Source organism: Hyalangium sp. (assembly GCF_045802625.1).
Taxonomy (GTDB): domain Bacteria; phylum Myxococcota; class Myxococcia; order Myxococcales; family Myxococcaceae; genus Hyalangium.
On sequence record NZ_JBJMQP010000204.1, the window covers coordinates 12310 to 27924 of the forward strand.

11 protein-coding genes and 22 tRNA genes are annotated in these 15615 nt (G+C 67.4%); 29 read left to right on the forward strand and 4 right to left on the reverse strand.

Annotated elements, in window-relative coordinates:
* The first annotated feature begins 13 nt into the window (after nucleotides 1–13).
* The 29 genes from ACJ8AT_RS33850 to rimO all read left to right on the forward strand — a co-directional run bounded on the left by ACJ8AT_RS33850 (nucleotide 14) and on the right by rimO (nucleotide 11129).
* A complete protein-coding gene (locus ACJ8AT_RS33850; RefSeq protein ID WP_407742105.1) occupies nucleotides 14–166 on the forward strand; it encodes a hypothetical protein in 153 nt (50 codons plus the stop codon).
* Nucleotides 167–438: 272 nt separating this feature from the next.
* A tRNA-Lys gene (locus tag ACJ8AT_RS33855) sits at nucleotides 439–509 on the forward strand.
* 12 nt (nucleotides 510–521) lie between these two features.
* Nucleotides 522–592 (forward strand) — tRNA-Gly (locus ACJ8AT_RS33860).
* A gap of 8 nt (nucleotides 593–600) precedes the next feature.
* Nucleotides 601–672, forward strand: a tRNA-Gln gene (locus tag ACJ8AT_RS33865).
* Nucleotides 673–678: 6 nt separating this feature from the next.
* Nucleotides 679–754 (forward strand) — tRNA-Asn (locus tag ACJ8AT_RS33870).
* Between the two features lie 3 nt (nucleotides 755–757).
* A tRNA-Cys gene (locus ACJ8AT_RS33875) sits at nucleotides 758–828 on the forward strand.
* 11 nt (nucleotides 829–839) lie between these two features.
* Nucleotides 840–912, forward strand: a tRNA-Glu gene (locus ACJ8AT_RS33880).
* Between the two features lie 15 nt (nucleotides 913–927).
* A tRNA-Pro gene (locus ACJ8AT_RS33885) sits at nucleotides 928–1003 on the forward strand.
* A 9-nt stretch (nucleotides 1004–1012) separates the two neighbouring features.
* Nucleotides 1013–1086: transfer RNA gene (locus ACJ8AT_RS33890), tRNA-Pro, on the forward strand.
* Nucleotides 1087–1107: 21 nt separating this feature from the next.
* Nucleotides 1108–1178: transfer RNA gene (locus ACJ8AT_RS33895), tRNA-Ile, on the forward strand.
* Nucleotides 1179–1195: 17 nt separating this feature from the next.
* Nucleotides 1196–1267 (forward strand) — tRNA-His (locus ACJ8AT_RS33900).
* 92 nt (nucleotides 1268–1359) lie between these two features.
* Nucleotides 1360–1432, forward strand: a tRNA-Phe gene (locus ACJ8AT_RS33905).
* A 19-nt stretch (nucleotides 1433–1451) separates the two neighbouring features.
* A tRNA-Trp gene (locus ACJ8AT_RS33910) sits at nucleotides 1452–1522 on the forward strand.
* 1 nt (nucleotide 1523) lies between these two features.
* A tRNA-Thr gene (locus ACJ8AT_RS33915) sits at nucleotides 1524–1596 on the forward strand.
* 17 nt (nucleotides 1597–1613) lie between these two features.
* Nucleotides 1614–1685, forward strand: a tRNA-Gly gene (locus ACJ8AT_RS33920).
* A 10-nt stretch (nucleotides 1686–1695) separates the two neighbouring features.
* Nucleotides 1696–1766: transfer RNA gene (locus ACJ8AT_RS33925), tRNA-Ala, on the forward strand.
* Between the two features lie 15 nt (nucleotides 1767–1781).
* Nucleotides 1782–1856: transfer RNA gene (locus ACJ8AT_RS33930), tRNA-Arg, on the forward strand.
* Between the two features lie 10 nt (nucleotides 1857–1866).
* Nucleotides 1867–1940 (forward strand) — tRNA-Arg (locus ACJ8AT_RS33935).
* A gap of 6 nt (nucleotides 1941–1946) precedes the next feature.
* Nucleotides 1947–2024, forward strand: a tRNA-Arg gene (locus tag ACJ8AT_RS33940).
* 172 nt (nucleotides 2025–2196) lie between these two features.
* Nucleotides 2197–2273, forward strand: a tRNA-Leu gene (locus ACJ8AT_RS33945).
* Between the two features lie 14 nt (nucleotides 2274–2287).
* Nucleotides 2288–2363, forward strand: a tRNA-Leu gene (locus tag ACJ8AT_RS33950).
* Between the two features lie 24 nt (nucleotides 2364–2387).
* A tRNA-Leu gene (locus ACJ8AT_RS33955) sits at nucleotides 2388–2462 on the forward strand.
* 22 nt (nucleotides 2463–2484) lie between these two features.
* The gene (locus tag ACJ8AT_RS33960) at nucleotides 2485–3027 is read left to right on the forward strand and encodes an HNH endonuclease (RefSeq protein WP_407742106.1); all 543 of its coding nucleotides are present in this window, start codon (nucleotides 2485–2487) and stop codon (nucleotides 3025–3027) included.
* 253 nt (nucleotides 3028–3280) lie between these two features.
* Nucleotides 3281–3365 (forward strand) — tRNA-Ser (locus ACJ8AT_RS33965).
* Nucleotides 3366–3523: 158 nt separating this feature from the next.
* Nucleotides 3524–6337: an AAA family ATPase gene (locus ACJ8AT_RS33970; protein ID WP_407742107.1), complete on the forward strand. Its 2814-nt coding sequence runs from the start codon at nucleotides 3524–3526 to the stop codon at nucleotides 6335–6337.
* 112 nt (nucleotides 6338–6449) lie between these two features.
* Nucleotides 6450–8090: a ribonuclease J gene (locus ACJ8AT_RS33975; RefSeq protein ID WP_407742108.1), complete on the forward strand. Its 1641-nt coding sequence runs from the start codon at nucleotides 6450–6452 to the stop codon at nucleotides 8088–8090.
* 17 nt (nucleotides 8091–8107) lie between these two features.
* A complete protein-coding gene (locus tag ACJ8AT_RS33980) occupies nucleotides 8108–8605 on the forward strand; it encodes a YajQ family cyclic di-GMP-binding protein (RefSeq protein WP_407742109.1) in 498 nt (165 codons plus the stop codon).
* 2 nt (nucleotides 8606–8607) lie between these two features.
* A complete protein-coding gene (locus ACJ8AT_RS33985) occupies nucleotides 8608–9714 on the forward strand; it encodes a hypothetical protein (protein WP_407742110.1) in 1107 nt (368 codons plus the stop codon).
* 35 nt (nucleotides 9715–9749) lie between these two features.
* On the forward strand, nucleotides 9750–11129 hold the full coding sequence (rimO, locus tag ACJ8AT_RS33990; RefSeq protein WP_407742134.1) for a 30S ribosomal protein S12 methylthiotransferase RimO: 1380 nt from the start codon (nucleotides 9750–9752) through the stop codon (nucleotides 11127–11129).
* 22 nt (nucleotides 11130–11151) lie between these two features.
* Here the strand turns inward: rimO and ACJ8AT_RS33995 are convergent, their stop codons facing one another.
* The 4 genes from ACJ8AT_RS33995 to obgE all read right to left on the reverse strand — a co-directional run bounded on the left by ACJ8AT_RS33995 (nucleotide 11152) and on the right by obgE (nucleotide 15459).
* Complete coding sequence (locus tag ACJ8AT_RS33995) at nucleotides 11152–12561, reverse strand: hypothetical protein (protein ID WP_407742111.1); 1410 nt, start codon at nucleotides 12559–12561, stop codon at nucleotides 11152–11154.
* Nucleotides 12562–12567: 6 nt separating this feature from the next.
* Nucleotides 12568–13374: a LolA family protein gene (locus tag ACJ8AT_RS34000; protein ID WP_407742112.1), complete on the reverse strand. Its 807-nt coding sequence runs from the start codon at nucleotides 13372–13374 to the stop codon at nucleotides 12568–12570.
* Nucleotides 13375–13451: 77 nt separating this feature from the next.
* Nucleotides 13452–14132, reverse strand: a complete 681-nt coding sequence (locus tag ACJ8AT_RS34005) for a TrmH family RNA methyltransferase (protein ID WP_407742113.1) — start codon at nucleotides 14130–14132, stop codon at nucleotides 13452–13454.
* A gap of 4 nt (nucleotides 14133–14136) precedes the next feature.
* Nucleotides 14137–15459: a GTPase ObgE gene (gene obgE / locus ACJ8AT_RS34010; protein WP_407742114.1), complete on the reverse strand. Its 1323-nt coding sequence runs from the start codon at nucleotides 15457–15459 to the stop codon at nucleotides 14137–14139.
* Between the last annotated feature and the right edge of the window lie 156 nt (nucleotides 15460–15615).

Sequence of the window (15615 nt, forward strand, 5' to 3'; positions counted from 1 at the left end):
AGGAGCGGTGACCATGGCGACGGTGACGATGCAGAGCGCGATGAACCCCAAGCACAATGACAACTTTGCCGGTCGCATTGATTCGCTCCCGTGCCCCGGCCTGGTCACCGCTCCGGTGTTGTCTGCCGGATTCGAGTGGTATCGCAGCAGACTCCCCGGCTTCTGAACGTCGACGCCTCCTCCCCTCCCGAGGCGCAGTCGACCAGAGGCCGGGCTCCCGAAAGGGAACCCGGCCTCTCTGCTTTCCGAGCTTCACCTCAGGGGATGTAGAGCGTTACGGAGACGCGCTGGCCTGTAAATCCGGAGCCGCAAGACGGCCCTCTGAGTTCGACTCTCAGCTTCCCCACTCTCCGCAGTACCCAGGCAGTTCTCTGCTCTCTGACAACTGAATCGCAGTGGTGAAGTTCGTCCGCCCGCTTGCACGGGGGCGGACAAAACGCCTCCGTAGCTCATTGGTCGAGCATCCGCCTCTTAAGCGGACGGTGAGGGTTCGATTCCCTCCGGGGGTACTCGCAGCACACGCGGGTGTCGTCTAGTGGCAAGACTCCGGTCTCCCATGCCGGCAACACGGGTTCGAATCCCGTCACCCGCTTCACCCATACCGGGGTTGTCTAGTTGGCAGGATGGCGGGCTCTGACCCCGCAGGCGCAGGTTCGAATCCTGCCCCCGGTGCTTCATTCGGCGATAGCTCAACTGGCAGAGCACGCGGCTGTTAACCGCGGGGTTGAGGGTTCGAATCCCTCTCGCCGAGCCACATGGCCTGTTCCACCCGGGGTGGCGGCGGTCTGCAAAACCGTCTGGCGGCGGGTTCAACTCCCGCACAGGCCTCTCAATCTTCTGCCTCGCTCGTCTATCGGTATAGGACGCCACACTCTCACTGTGGAAAGACGGGTTCGACTCCCGTGCGAGGTGCTTGCAGCAATTTCTCGGGATGTAGCTCAGCTTGGATAAGAGCGCGCGCTTGGGGTGCGCGAGGCCGCTGGTTCGAATCCAGTCATCCCGACTTCTTTCTCTGGGTGTGGCTCAGCTTGGTAGAGCGCACGGTTCGGATCCGTGAGGTCGCAGGTTCAAGTCCTGCCACCCAGACTTGTAGGGCTCGTGGCTTCACGGGGTATGGTCCAATGGTAGGACTCTCGTCTGATACGCGAGCGGTCCTGGTTCGATTCCAGGTACCCCGACTGATGTTTGTTTGATGTTGGCTGATGACGAAGGGTGAGTCGCCGGGTCGTGACCCCGGCTCCAGAGGGTTCGAGTCCCTCCAGCCGACCTCTTGCTCTTGGATGCGATTGGATCGCAGCGCGGCCGTCTACCGCGTGAACAGGGTTCGATTCCCTGCAGGAGCGCTCGCAGCACCCGTATGCCGCCCTTGCGTAGATGGTTCGCGCGCCTGTTTGAAAAATAGGAGGACCAGGTTCGATTCCTGGGGACGGCACTCTTGTTTCACCCGTTGCAGGCCGCGCTCCGGGAGCAGCTTGGACTCCAAATCCGGGCGTGCAGGGTTCAACTCCTTGGCGGCCTGCCATGCCCTTGTAGCTCAATTGGCGGAGCGCCGGTTTCGTAAACCGGAGGTCGTCGGTTCGACCCCGACCGAGGGCACTCGCAGCACCAGTTTCGCAGCCGTGACCGAGAGGTGAGGCCCCTGAGCGCCACTCAGGACGATGCGGGTTCGAGTCCCGCCGGCTGCTTCGCAGTGATGGGCTCGTAGTTCAGCGGGAGAATGCTCGGTCCGCACCCGAGCGACCCGGGTTCGAATCCCGGCGAGTCCACTTCTGTATCACTTGGGTTCCGTAGCTCAGTTGGATGAGAGCACACGGTTGCGAGCCGTGGGGCCGCAGGTTCGAGTCCTGCCGGGACCGCTTCTTTCTTGCCCTTGTAGCTCAGTGGATGAGAGCGCACGGCTCCGACCCGTGAGGCCGCAGGTTCGATCCCTGCCAGGGGCACTCGAAGCTTCCGTAGCTCAGAGGATGAAGAGCGGGCGCGTCCTAAGCGCACGGTCGCAGGTTCGAATCCTGCCGGGAGCACCATTCAACGTTTCATTGCGGAGAGGGGCCGGCCGCCCCACCGGGTCTCATACGCCTGAGAGACAGGGTTCGACTCCCTGCTCCGCAACTTTTCCATGCACGCCGAGCCAGCTGGAGACGGCGTCGGTCCCACACACCGATTTCGCTGGGTTCGATCCCCAGGGCGTGCACTCAAGCCGGAGTAGCCCAATGGGTAGAGGCACCAGAATGAGAGTCTGGAGGGTGAGGGTTCGACTCCCTCTTCCGGCACCACTTCACCGTTTCATGCCGCGGTAGCCCAACCTTGGTAGAGGCGCTGCACTCAGAATGCAGAGGTTGCGGGTTCGACTCCCGCCCGCGGTACATCTTCCCGAAGCTCCCATCCCCGTCCGCGTAGCCCAATTGGGAGAGGCGGCTGGCTCAAACCCAGCTCACGTGCGAGTTCGAAGCTCGCCGCGGACATTTCCCCGAAAGGACCCGTGTCATGGAGACGCTGGTGTTGAGCCAGGCCTACGAGCCCGTCGCGCGGGTGCCGTGGCAACGCGCGATGATGCTCATCTGGCAGGGCAAGGTCGAGGTGGTCGAGGAGTACGAGGACCGCTTCGTCCGATCTGTCACTCTCGAGCTGAAGATGCCGTCGATCATCCGCTTCGTGAGCTTCTTCCGGCAGCGGCAGCGTGGCATCAAGTTCAGCCGGGACAACGTGTACGTGCGTGACGGCTGCAAGTGCCAGTACTGCGGCAAGAAGGTGTCCCGCCCGGAGGCCACGTATGATCACGTGACTCCGCGGGCCCAGGGCGGCAAGACGACCTGGGACAACGTCGTCATCGCGTGCGTGCCCTGCAACCAGAAGAAGGGCAACCGGACCCCGGCGCAGGCCGGGATGGCGCTGCGCACCACGCCGATGAAGCCCAAGCGGCTGCCGGAGTCGCTGCATTTCACCTTCACCTACGAGAAGGGCATGCCCATCTCGTGGCGGAAGTTCCTCCGTGATGTCGCGTACTGGCACACGGAGCTGGAGGAGTGAGGCCCGGGAAAAGGGGGGTCACCAGAGGTGGTCCCCGCCACCGCTCCGCCCCGGAACGGAGCACCCGGTGGAGCGGGGGTGCGCCAGAGGCGGCCCCCACCCGTAGAGCCTCCCCGCGCGCCGGCAGGCGGGTCCGCTGCTGCCGGCACCTTTTCATGGAAGGTCGACGCCGGAGGCCGGCGGCCCGTCTCGAAAGCGGTGCGAGCGCTCTGCGCTTGGGGTTCGAGTCCCCTGCCTTCCTTCTCTGAAGTCTGGAGTGTGTGTGCCGGGTGGCCGGCAGCCTGGCTGGAAACCAGGTGAGCCCTTACGGGCTCGTGGTTCGACTCCACCTCGCTCCGTTTCTGGAAGAGTGAACTGGTGATGGCACCAGGCCCCGTTGCTAGCGGGTGCGGACCGGCTCCCGGTCTGAGGTTCGAGTCCTCCGCCTTCCGTTTTGGATTGCCCTCACCACTGCGGTTCAGCAGGTTAGAGTGCCGCCCGCTGGGGGCGTGTCAACATGGCGACGAGGAAGAGCGAGGACAACGAGAGGCTGATCGACCGCGATCTCACCGCGCTCGCGCGCGAGGGGAAGCTTACGCCCGCGCATGGCGTGGACTCGGCCGTGACGGAGGTCCTGGCGCTGCTGACCCGAGGCGGCAAGCACCCGCTGCTCTCGGGCGATCCGGGCGTGGGTAAGAGCGCGCTCGTCCAGGAGGTGGCTCGCCGTATCGCCGAGGGGCGAGTGGACGCGGAGCTGACCCAGGCCCGAATGGTCGAGGTGTCCGCCGCCAACATCCTGGCGCGCAGCACCCAGCGGCAGGCCGCCGAGAGCTTCGAGGAGCTGCTCGGCCATCTCGGCCGCCACCCCTGCCCCATCGTCTACATCCGGGATCTGCCGCTGGCTCTGGGCGGGCCGCTGGCTCCCGTGGCCATCCGCGCCCTGCGCACTGGGGGCATCCGCTTCATCTTCGAGACCGAGCCCAAGCGCGTGCAGGAGTTGCTGCGCGCGGATGAGGCCCTGGCCGAGCGCCTCCACCTCATTCCCCTGCAAGAGCCCCCGCTGGAGCGCTCCCGGTGGATCCTCGGCCGCGTGGCCGAGGAGCTGGAGCGCGAGATGCACCTGCCGATCGATCCGGCGGCGTGCGATCTGGCGCTGCGCCTGTCCGCCAAGTTCCTCCTCGCTCAGCGCATGCCGCGCAAGGCCATCGAGCTGCTCAAGGAGACAGCGGCCGAGGCGGCTGGCGCGGCTCGTGACCGTGTGGGGGCCGAGGACGTCCTCACCCGCTTCTGCTCCACCACCCGGCTGCCGCGCTTCGTGGTGGATGATGCGATGCCGCTGGACTTGGAGGAGACAGAGCGCTTCTTCGGGGAGCGGCTGCTCGGACAGACGGATGCGGTGGCCGCGGTGTTGCGCTCCGTGGCGCTGCTCAAGGCGGGCCTCAATGACCCACGCCGCCCGCTGGGTGTATTCCTCTTCGCCGGGCCTACGGGCGTGGGCAAGACGCAGCTCGCCAAGCTGCTGGCGGAGTACCTCTTTGGCTCCGCCGACAGGCTCGTTCGCCTCAACATGGCGGACTTCCCCAACGACGGCGACGAGAGCGTTCCCTTCGGTGCCTCCTGGGCCCCCGCCCTGGAGACGAAGCGCGGCGAGCTGACCAGCCTGCTCGATGGCAAGGTGTTCACCGTGCTGCTGCTCGATGAGTTCGAGAAGGCGGCGCGCAGCGTGCACGACCGCTTCCTCCAGCTCTTCGATGAGGGGACGTTCGTCAATGGCGCCGGCGAATCGGTCTCCTGCAACAACACGCTCATCGTCGCCACGTCCAACGTGGGTGCCGAGGTGTATCGCGAGCCCGCGCTGGGCTTCGCGGGCAACCGCCATGAGGAGGACCTCATCTCCGAGGTGGATCGGCGCATCGCGGACTCCTTCCGCCCGGAGTTCCTCAACCGCTTCGATGCCATCTGCCACTTCCGGCCGCTGTCGAAGGTGGAGATCCGCAAGATCGCCCAGCGAGAGGTGGGCCGCGTCCTGGAGCGCGAGGGCATCCGCGCCCGCGCCCTGGACGTGGAGGTGACACCGGAGGTGGTCGACCTGCTCGTGGAGCGCGGCTACTCGCCTCAGTTCGGCGCGCGTTATCTGCAGCGAGAGATCGAGAAGACGCTCACCGCCGCGCTCGCGGTGGAGATCGCCCGCCGGCCCCTGCGGCCTGGAACGCCCGTGCGTGTGGAGGCTCGTACCGGTAGCAAGGTGGTGGCCGTAGCCGAGCCCTTGGCGCCTCCTCGCGAGGCGACCGCACAGCTCTCCCTGCCCACGCCGAAGGCCGCGGCCGTCAAGCGACGCCTGGATCGCAAGTCCCTGCTCCATGAGATGGACCGGCTCGTGGGGCGGGCCCGCGCGCTGTCGGTCTCCGCGGCCCGGCCGCAGCTCGAGGAGAAGCGCAATCAGCTCCTGGCCGAGACCCAGGCCCCCAATCTGTGGGACGACCCGAATCGCGCCGCCAGCACGCTGCGTGCCTTCCGCACCGTGGAAGCGCAGATCAATGAGCTCGAGCGGCTGGAGCAGGCCGCCACCTTCGCGCGACGGCTCGTGCGCGAGGCCAAGAACGAGATGCAGCTCGCGTCCGCCGCGAAGCAGGTCGAGGACGTCGCCCGCGAGGTGCAGATGGCCGAGGCGCTCCACGCCTCGGGTGCCACCGCCGAGGACAACGAGGCCCTGGTGGACATCTGCGCCAGCGAGTCGATGGAGGCTCAGGACGCATGGGTGCAGGAGCTGGCCACCATGTACCTCGGCTGGGCGGAGAAGCGCGGCTATGAGGCCATGCTGGTGGCCGAGGCGGAGCATCCCGCGCGCGTGATTGTCCGCATCGCGGGCCCTGGTGCTTATGGCTTCCTGGCCGGTGAGGCGGGCATGCACCGGCGCATCGAGGACGAGAAGCGTCAGCGCGCCTACGTCCGCGTGCACCGTGGCGGCCTGCCTGAAGATCTCGAGGAGTTGGAGGTGGAGGGCCGCCCGGTGAAGAAGCACGAGGGCTCCTTCCTGGAGCGCGTGCGCACCGAGGTGACGGTGAAGGACTCCTCCACGGGCCGGGTCATCACCCTGACCGGCGCAGGCGAGTTGGAGGAGATGAAGGACATCGCCACTCGCGTGGTGTCCGGACAGGGTGCCAGCACCGACGAGGCTCGGCGATACTACGTGGCTCGCGGCGCTCGCGTGGAGGATCCGCGCACTGGCGCCGGAACCCCCCGTGTCAAGGACGTCCTGCGCGGAGACCTGGACCTCTTCATCGCGGCGTGGATCTCCCGCCCGCCGCCCGAGCCCCCCTCCACGTCTTGAGCCTACCGCTCCAGCACCCTTCAGCGGTGTGGCCCTCCCCCCCAGGCAACAGGGCGGGCGCCTGCTCAAAACACTCGGGCGGCGTCGCGCCAGCGTCCATAATGAGTAAGGCATGCTCCATGTGATTCCCCTGGGAGGGCTGGGCGAGATCGGTCTCAACTCCATGGTGCTCGCCTGCCGTGGGGAGATGCTCCTCATCGACGCCGGGCTGCTCTTCCCCTCGGAAGCCGCCCCCGGTGTTGACATCATCGTCCCCGACTTCACGCACCTGCGGCAGAACGCCTCCCAGCTCAAGGGCATTGTCCTCACCCACGGGCATGAGGACCATGTGGGCGCCCTCCCCTACCTGCTCAACGAGGTGCCCGTCCCCGTCTACGGCACTCGCTTCACCCTCTCCATGGCTCGAGGGCGTCTGGAGGAGCTGGGCGTGGCCGCGGACCTACGCGAGATCGAACCCCGCACGCCCTTCACCGTGGGCTCCGTCTTCAATGTCGAGGCCAGCCGCGTCACCCATACCGTGCCGGATGCCGTGGGCTACATCGTCCGCACCCCTGAAGGCACCGTCATCCACACCGGCGATTTCAAGCTGGACCCGGATCCGATTGACGGCCTGCGCACGGACCTCGAGCGCTGGGGCGAGGCCGGCGAGCAGGGCGTCCTCTGCCTCCTGTCTGACTCCACCAACTCGGAGTTCACCAACGAGACTGGCAGCGAGCGGGTGGTGGAGCAGACCTTTGACCGCCTCTTCCGCGAGGCCCAGGGCCGTATCGTCGTCGCCCTCTTCGCCTCCAACCTCCATCGCGTCCGCACCGTGCTCAAGCTGGCCGAGCAGCTCGGGCGCAAAGTGGCCCTCCAGGGCCGCAGCATGACGCGCAACGTGGAGATGGCTCGGCAGCTGGGCTACCTCGATGTGCCCGAGTCCCTCTTCATCCCCCTGGATGCCGCTGCCACCCTCCCCCCTGAACGCCTGGTGCTGCTGTCCACCGGCGCCCAGGGTGAGGCTCGCGCCGGCCTGTCCCAGCTCGCTGCTCGAAACGGCCCCGTGCGGCTGGAGCCCGGGGACATGGTCATCCTCAGCTCCCGCCCCATCCCCGGCAACGAGCGCCCCGTGGGGGCTCTGCTGGATCAGCTCCACTGGACCGGGGCGCGCATCGTCTACGCGCAGGTGGAGCCGGGCGTCCATGTCTCCGGGCACGCCAGCAAGCCTCAACAGCGGCGCGTCCTGGACATCGTGAAGCCTCGGCACTTCATCCCCATCCACGGCGAGCTGCGCCACCTGCACCGCCACCTGGCCACCGCTCGCGAGGCTGGGATGGCGCCCGAGCAGCTCCTGCTCGCCCAGGATGGAGATCTCATCACCTTCGAGGAGGGCCGAGGGCGCTTCACCGGCAGCGTCCCCGTGGGCCGCATCCACAAGGACCTCTACAGCGGCGGCGTGGTGACTCCCGAGGCCCTCCAGGAACGCACCAAGCTGGCGGAGACGGGCCTCGTCGTCGCCGCCGTCGTCATCGATCGAGCCTCGCTCGCGCTGATGGCCGGGCCCCAGTTGTCGGGACATGGACTGTCCCTGGATGAGCAGGTGCTGCTGCCTCGGATCGCCAACGAGGCCCGGAGCCTCTTCCTCCAGCTCTCCCCACAACTGCGCGGGGATGACGCCCTGGTGCGAGAAGAGGTGACTCGCTCCGTCCGCCGCGCCTTCAAGCTCTTCACCGCCAAGCGCCCCCTGGTGGTGCCCATGGTCGTCAAGGTGTGATAGAGGCCGGGGCGCCCATGCCTTCCTTCGACGTCGTCTCCAAGATCGACATCGCCGAGCTCGACAACGCGGTCAACCAGACCAAGAAGGAGCTCAGCACCCGCTACGACTTCCAAGGCGCTCAGGCCGACATCGTGCTCGCCCCGGACAACACCGTGCTCACGGTGAAGGCCAACAGCGAGGATCGCGTCCAGGCCGCCAAGGAAGTCCTCCTGGCCAAGCTGTCCAAGCGCGGCATCTCCCTGCGCGCCCTCGAGTTCCTCCCTGTCGAGAAGACCGGCCTTCACAACGTGAAGCAGCCCATCAAGCTCCAGCAGGGCATCCCCGTGGACAAGGCCAAGGAGCTCGTCAAGCTCCTCAAGGAGTCCAAGCTCAAGCTCCAGGGCTCCATCCAGGGGGATGAGCTTCGCATCAGCGGCAAGAACAAGGACGACCTGCAGGCCGCCATGGCCCTGTTCCGCAAGGAGCAGGACCGGCTGAAGCTGGACATGCAGTTCACCAACTTCCGGGATTAGTCATGCGCGCCCCTCTGCTGCTCCCGCTGTGCCTGCTGCTCGTGCCCGCGCTGTCCCAGGGCCAGGAGCGCTCCAGCAAGGCTGTGCCCGCGCTCGCCAAGGCTCCGAAGCTGGATGGCAGCTTCAAGGACTTCGCTCCGTCCGTGACGATCCGCCCGCCCGCCTCCGCCGACGCCTCCGCCTCCTTCACCGCGCGGGCCGCCTGGCGCAAGGACACGCTCTACGTGGGGGTGGAGGCCACGGATGATCAGCTCATCGCGGGCGACGCCGTCACCCTGACCCTCTTCTTCCCAGGCGCAGGCACCACCGCCACCGGCAACACCTTCCGGTTCGCCTTCGATGGCAAGCGCGCCTCGCCCCCGGAGAGTGGGACTTCTTCCTTCGCCCAGGAGCAGGTCAACACCGGCGTCCAGCGCAAGGACGGCAAGCTGAACCTGGAGATTGCCCTCCCCGTCACCGCCTTCCCGCGCTTCCCCGCCACCGATCCGCTCGTCTTCGATCTCTGCGTCACCTACGAGGACCAGGACGCCGTGGGCCAGAAGGCCACCCCCCTCTCCAACTGCAAGGACGGGGGCATGATTGGCGATGCCCTCAAGCTGCCGGATGACTTCCGCAAGGGCCTCAAGCTCAAGCCCCCGGACGAGGCCTCCGCGCTAGAGGCCGCTCGTGGCGGCTGGCTGGGCTGGGGCCTGCTCCATTACCCGGTCTGGGTGCAGGCCGAGAAGCCCCTCACCCCCGAGTCGCTGCGCGCCATGGTCGCCACGGATGTGGTGGAGCCTGAGAAGGTCAGGCTGAACGTCCCCGAGACGCTCCTCCTCCCCGGTGGCCGCACCATCCTCACCGTCGTCTCCGGCAAGGACCCCTACTCGGTCGAGGGCAAGTGTGATTCGGAGCAGGAGCTTCGCCTGGGGCTCTACCTCCTGCAGTCCAAGGGCCGGATGGCGCAGAGTGTGCTCGAGTGGCCGGTCGCTACCTGTGCGCTGGGTCGGGCGCTCTCAGTCACTCAGGAAGAAGACGGCGCGTTGAGCATCGGTTACTCGAACGGCACGATTACCAACTTCGCCTGGAGTGGAGACCACTTCACGCGAACAGAACTCGGAAAGCGGTAGACGCAGTGCGGCAAGACACCAAGAGCCTTTACATGATGACCCTCGGCTGCCCGAAGAACCGGGTGGACTCCGAGGTGATGCTCGGCACCCTCAAGCAGCGCGGCTACCACCTCGTCCAGGATCCCGCCGCCGCGGAGGTCATCGTCGTCAATACGTGCGCCTTCATCGGTCCCGCCAAGCAGGAGTCCGTGGACTCCATCCTGGAGATGGCCGAGTTCAAGAAGTCCGGCACGTGCAGCACCCTGGTCGTCACTGGCTGCCTCTCGCAGCGCTACAGCGGCGAGCTGTCCCAGGAGATGCCCGAGGTGGATCACTTCCTCGGCACCAGCGCCTATGCGCAGATCGGCGACCTGCTCGCCGCCGAGGCCTCTCCGCGCCAGGTCATCCCGGATCCGGAGTACATCCACGACGCGCGCACGCCGCGCGAGAACTCGATGCCGTCGTACACGGCCTATCTCAAGATCGCCGAGGGCTGCGACAACGCCTGCGCCTTCTGCATCATCCCCAAGCTGCGCGGGGCCCAGCGCTCGCGGCCCATCGCGGACATCGTCGCCGAGGCCGAGCGGCTGGCGGACCAGGGCGTGCAGGAGCTGAACCTGGTGGCGCAGGACCTGACGGCCTATGGGCATGATCTGCCCGGCAAGCCCAAGCTCCATGAGCTGCTCAAGGAGCTGGTCAAGGTGGACGTGCGGTGGATCCGCCTGCACTACGCCTACCCGCGCATCTTCCCGGACGAGCTCATCGAGGTGATGGCCACCGAGAAGAAGATCGCCAAGTACTTGGACATGCCGCTGCAGCACGCCAGCGACAAGCTGCTCATGTCCATGAAGCGCGGCCGCAACTCCCAGTTCCTCACGGACCTGCTCGCGAAGCTGCGCGCCCGGGTGCCGGGCCTGGTGATGCGCACGTCGATGATCGTCGGCCTGCCGGGCGAGACCGAGGAGGACTTCGAGCTGCTCAAGGAGTTCGTGAAGACGCAGCGCTTCGAGCGCCTGGGTGTGTTCCAGTACTCGGACGAAGAGGACACCGCGGCGTTCGACATGCCGAACAAGGTGCCGCAGAAGACCATCGAGCGCCGCTGGCGCGAGATCATGGCCATCCAGAAGCGCATCAACCGCGAGCAGAACAAGAAGCTCGTGGGCCAGCGCATCGAGGTGCTCGTCGAAGGCCCCAGCCCCGAGACGGAGCACCTGCTGGTGGGGCGCCACGAGGGTCAGGCGCCGGAGATCGACGGTCAGGTCTACATCAACGATGGCCTGGCCTACCCGGGCGAGTTCGTCACCCTCGAGGTGACCGAGGCGCACGACTACGATCTCGTCGGCCGGGTGGTGGAGCGCCCGGATCCGAAGCAGCGCAAGCACAAGGCTCGCGACGCGGCTCCCGCGCCGATGGCCACTTGGACCTCGCCTCGCTGAGAGATCTCTCGCTGCGAGCGCTCTACTTCGGATCCTCGGGCTCCAAGGGCCGCTCCTCGGGGGGAGGAGCCCGAGATGTCCCCGGCTTGCGGATCGCCGCGCTCACGCCCTCTCCCAGGGGCGTGTCCTGGCACTCGCAGACGGGGTGACGTGCCATGGGCTCCTGGACGAAGGCGCAGGTCAGCGGGCACTCCGGCAGGGTCCCGTCCTCGAAGAGCTCCAGCGCGTAGCCGTGTGCGGCCGAGAGCTGAGCGGAGCACTCCGGCATGGCCTGGGCGAGCGAGGGCCACGGCATGGAATGCTGCGTCGTCGCGCCCCGGCTCGTCGGCATGAAGGTGAACCCGACGCTGCACCCGGCCTGCAGCGGCTTCCCATCCTCGCCCAGCGGCTCGACGTGGAGCCGTCCGCCCTCGGGGAGATCCCGGTACACCGTCACGGAGACGGAGAGCGAGCCGTCCGGCTCCCGGCGCGTATGCAGCGCGTAGCAGGACTCGTCATCGAAGCTGTCGGTGCCAGCCCTGGCACAGCGCTGGCGGTCTCCTGAGGCGAGCACTCGCGGGCGGCGGAGCAGGAGCACCCCGGCCTGTGCATCAATGGTCGCACGGAAGTGGCCCCACACGTCCGGCCCCAAACGCCCCAGCGAGCTCGGGGAGGTCCACACGCCCGTCTCGAAGATGAGGGGACGCACGCCCACTCCCTCTGTCACCTCCACCGAGTCCACCGGAACGACTCGCACGGGCAGACCGGCGACAGTCTCCAGGGGGCGCAGCCCCTGAGCCTCCGCAGGCCCCAGCGCGAGCCGGGAGAATGGGTCCCTCGTCGCGAGGACGAACGGCCCCGTGAGCTTCGCATCCCCCTGCGTCACCCGAGCTGCCAGCATCGGCCAGTCCCCCTTGGGCTCGCGGCTCAGCTCCAGCAGGTGCGTCTCCAGCGAGGGATCCGCATCGGAAGCGGCGAGCTCCGCCGTGTACGCCTCCCGAGAGCGCGAAGCGGTGAACGTCACCTCACGGCGCAGGGGCTCCACCGTGAGCGCATACGGGGCGAGCACGTCCTCGCCCAGCGTGACGGAGCAGACCTTGTCGCCCGTGAGCCCCGCTGGGAGCCCTGGCAACGAGACGTCCCCGACTCGCAGCGCCGGCAGCGGCACCATGGCCCACTCCTTCAGGCCGTTGGGCTCGGGAGCGCGCACCTTGCCCTCGGGCTTCGGTGGCTTCTCGAAGCACCCCGTGGCAACCAGGGAGAGCTGCCGGTCCACGTCGAGCAGAACCGGTACCGGCTTTCCTCCCAGGCTGCCCTGGATCGAGAGCCGCAGGGCTGGCGAGGAGATCAGCGGGAAGGTCCGGCCCGCGAAGCCGCTCTGCTCGGGCACGGGGGCGGCGCTCCGGTGGCAGCCGGCCAGCATCACCACCGCCACCAAGAGCGCACCGCGCATGCCGGGCTACTTCTGCTGCTTGGTGAAGTCGTCGACGCGAGTGCCCTCGGGCGGGTTGATCTTGAAGCTGTCCGCCGCGATGCCCACGTTCGTCTTCAGGTCCAGGAAGGCAATCGTGTTCTCGCTGCCGTCCGGATCCACCACGGTGCTCTTGAGCACCTGGGCCGTCTTCGGATCCACCTCCAGGCGCACCTGCTTGAAGCGAGGATCCGGCCGCGCCGGGTCGAGCACCATGAGCGTGCCCTTGCAGTCGGCGCAGGTGCCCTTCGTGATGTTGAACTCGTCCGCCAGCCGCCCCTGGCCGAACAGGAACGTCACCGACGCGGACAGCTTGTTGGTGTCTACTGCGGCCACCGAGAGGCTCTGCGCCTCCGGGTCGTACGCGTACACCTTGCTGCCCGCGAGCACGAAGGTGCGCTTCGAGGGCTGCTCGTACTCCCACCGCATCAGGCCGGGCTTCTTGTACGTCACCGTGCCCGTAGAGGTCTGGGTCCGGCGGAAGGTCTTGTACTTGTAGTCCTGCTTGAAGCCCGCCTTGAAGTCATCGGTCTTCTCGTAGAAGGCCTGCATCCGCTCCACCAGAGGCTTCACCTCGGGAGCGACGCTGCCCTTCACCGCCTCGGCGCCCTTCCCGGCCTCGGCCGCGGGCGCGGGAGCCGCTGGCTTGGCCTCGGCGGGAGCAGCAGGCTTCGTGTCGGCAGTGGCGGCGGGCGCGGACTTGGACTCGGCGGCTGCCGCGGGCTTCTGCGCCGGGGACGCCTGAGGCGTGGGCTGCGCGGACAGGAGGGACACCAGCAAGGTCTCGATGAGCATGGCGTTGCGATCTCCGAGCGGGCCTCGAGGCCCGTGAGTGCTTCTATCGCTTCAGACGAGCCCCTGGGCTGCCTGATTCACGGCTGCTTTCCCTTGAAAATCCGCTTCCTTTGCTTGACAGCCAGCACATAGAAGCGCTCGCGCAGGGCCTGCGCCTCCTCGGCTGTCAGGTCTCCGACCTTCCCCAGGTGCTCCTCACGCCAGGCGATCGCCCGGCTGATGCAGGCCGAGGCCGCGGCGGAGATGTTGATGCTCTGGCTGAAGCCCCGCATGGGGATCCAGAACGCCCCGTCCACGCCCGAGAGCACCTCCTCGCTCACTCCGAAGCGCTCGTTGCCGAAGATGATCGCGATCTTGGAGTCGAAGCGCAGCGAGTAGAGGCTCGTGGCGCCCTCGCGGATGGCCGAGGCGTACAGCGCGAAGCCGCGCCCCTTGAGGTGCTCGCGGCACTCGGCGAACGTCTTGTACAGCTTCACGTCCAGCCACTTGTCGCAGCCCTGCGCCACCCGCGAGTTTGGCAGGAATGGCGCCTCCGGGTTGACGACGACGTGCACCTCCTGCACGCCCATGGCCTCGCAGGTGCGCAGCACCGCCGCCATGTTGAAGCTGTCCTCCAGCCGGTCCAGCACCACCGTGAAGGTCCGCGTCCGCTGCTCCACCACGCGGTCGATCTTCTCCTTGCGCACCTCGAGCAGGAACGACTCCGGCTCGACAGACTTGTTCTCGAAGGGCTCGTAGCGAGGGCCGCCACCACTCATCGCGTCACGACCTCCGGCCCTTCGCGCGGGCCACCTTCTTCGCCGCGGGCTTGGCTCCACGGCGCGCGGGCGGCTTCGGGGCCGCTGCCGCCTTCTTCCTCGCGGGAACCTTCTTCGCCGCGGCCTTCTTCGTCGCGCCCTTCTTTACGGCGGCCTTCTTTATGGCGGCCTTCTTTATGGCGGCCTTCTTCGCTGGGGCCTTCCGGACAGGAGCCTTCTTCGCAGCCGCCTTCCTCGCGGGAGCCTTGGCCACCGTGGCCTTCTTCACCGGAGCGGCCTTCTTCGCGGGCTTGGCAGGCGGCTCCACGCGGAGCTTGTCCGTCCGGCCGGTAAAGAGCACCTCGGCGGTGACGTCCATCAGCGCCTGCAGGCCCTCGCCCGTGGCGGTGGACACCGGGAACACGGCAATGCCTCGCTTGCGCATGGCGGCCGTGAAGCCCTCCAGGCGCGCACGCGCCTCCGTCAGATCAATCTTGTTGGGCGCTGCCACCTGCGGCTTCTTCGCCAGCTCCGCGCTGTACTTCCCCAGCTCGCGGTTGAGGATGTCGAAGTCCTTCAGCGGCTCGCGGCCCTCGCCCTCCGCGCCCAGATCGATCAGGTGGATGAGCACCTTGCACCGCTCCACGTGGCGCAGGAACTGGTGCCCCAACCCCACGCCCTCGCTGGCGCCCTCGATCAGCCCGGGGATGTCCGCCATCACGAAGGACAGGTTGTCCTTGTACTGGACCATGCCCAGGTTCGGCACCAGCGTGGTGAACGGGTAGTCCGCGATCTTCGGCCGCGCCCGGCTCACCCGAGAGATGAACGTGCTCTTGCCCGCGTTCGGAAAGCCCAAGAGCCCCACGTCCGCCAGCAGCTTCAGCTCGAGGATCAGCGTGCGCTCCTCGCCCTTCGTCCCGTCCTGGGCGAAGCGCGGCGTCTGCCGCGTCGAGGTGGCGAAGTTCATGTTGCCCAGGCCCCCTCGCCCGCCCTGCGCCGCCACGAAGCGCTGCTCCGGCGCGCTCAGGTCCGCCAGCAGCTCGTCCGAGTTCGCGTCCCGGATCAGCGTGCCCACCGGCACCTTGAGGATCAGGTCCTCCGATGCGCGCCCGTTGCAGTCGCTGCCCATCCCGTTCTCGCCGCTCCGAGCCCGGTGGTGCTGCTGGTAGCGGAAGTCCAACAGCGTGGTGAGCTGTGGATCGGCCACGAAGATGACCGAGCCGCCGTTGCCCCCGTCCCCGCCGCTGGGGCCGCCGCGCTCGATGAACTTCTCGCGCCGGAAGGCGACAGCGCCGTTCCCTCCGTCACCGGCCTTCACGAAGATGCGGACTTCATCGACGAATTTCATGGTGATGCCTCTCCCCGCTCGCGGGGAAAACCCTCGGTTTACCGCGCGGTCAACCCAGGTCGTAAACGCAGAACGGGCCGCCCTCGTGTCCAGCCGCCTTCAGGCGCATGGACCGGGAGCGACCCGCTCGAATGCAGGGGGCCCGCCCGAGGGCAG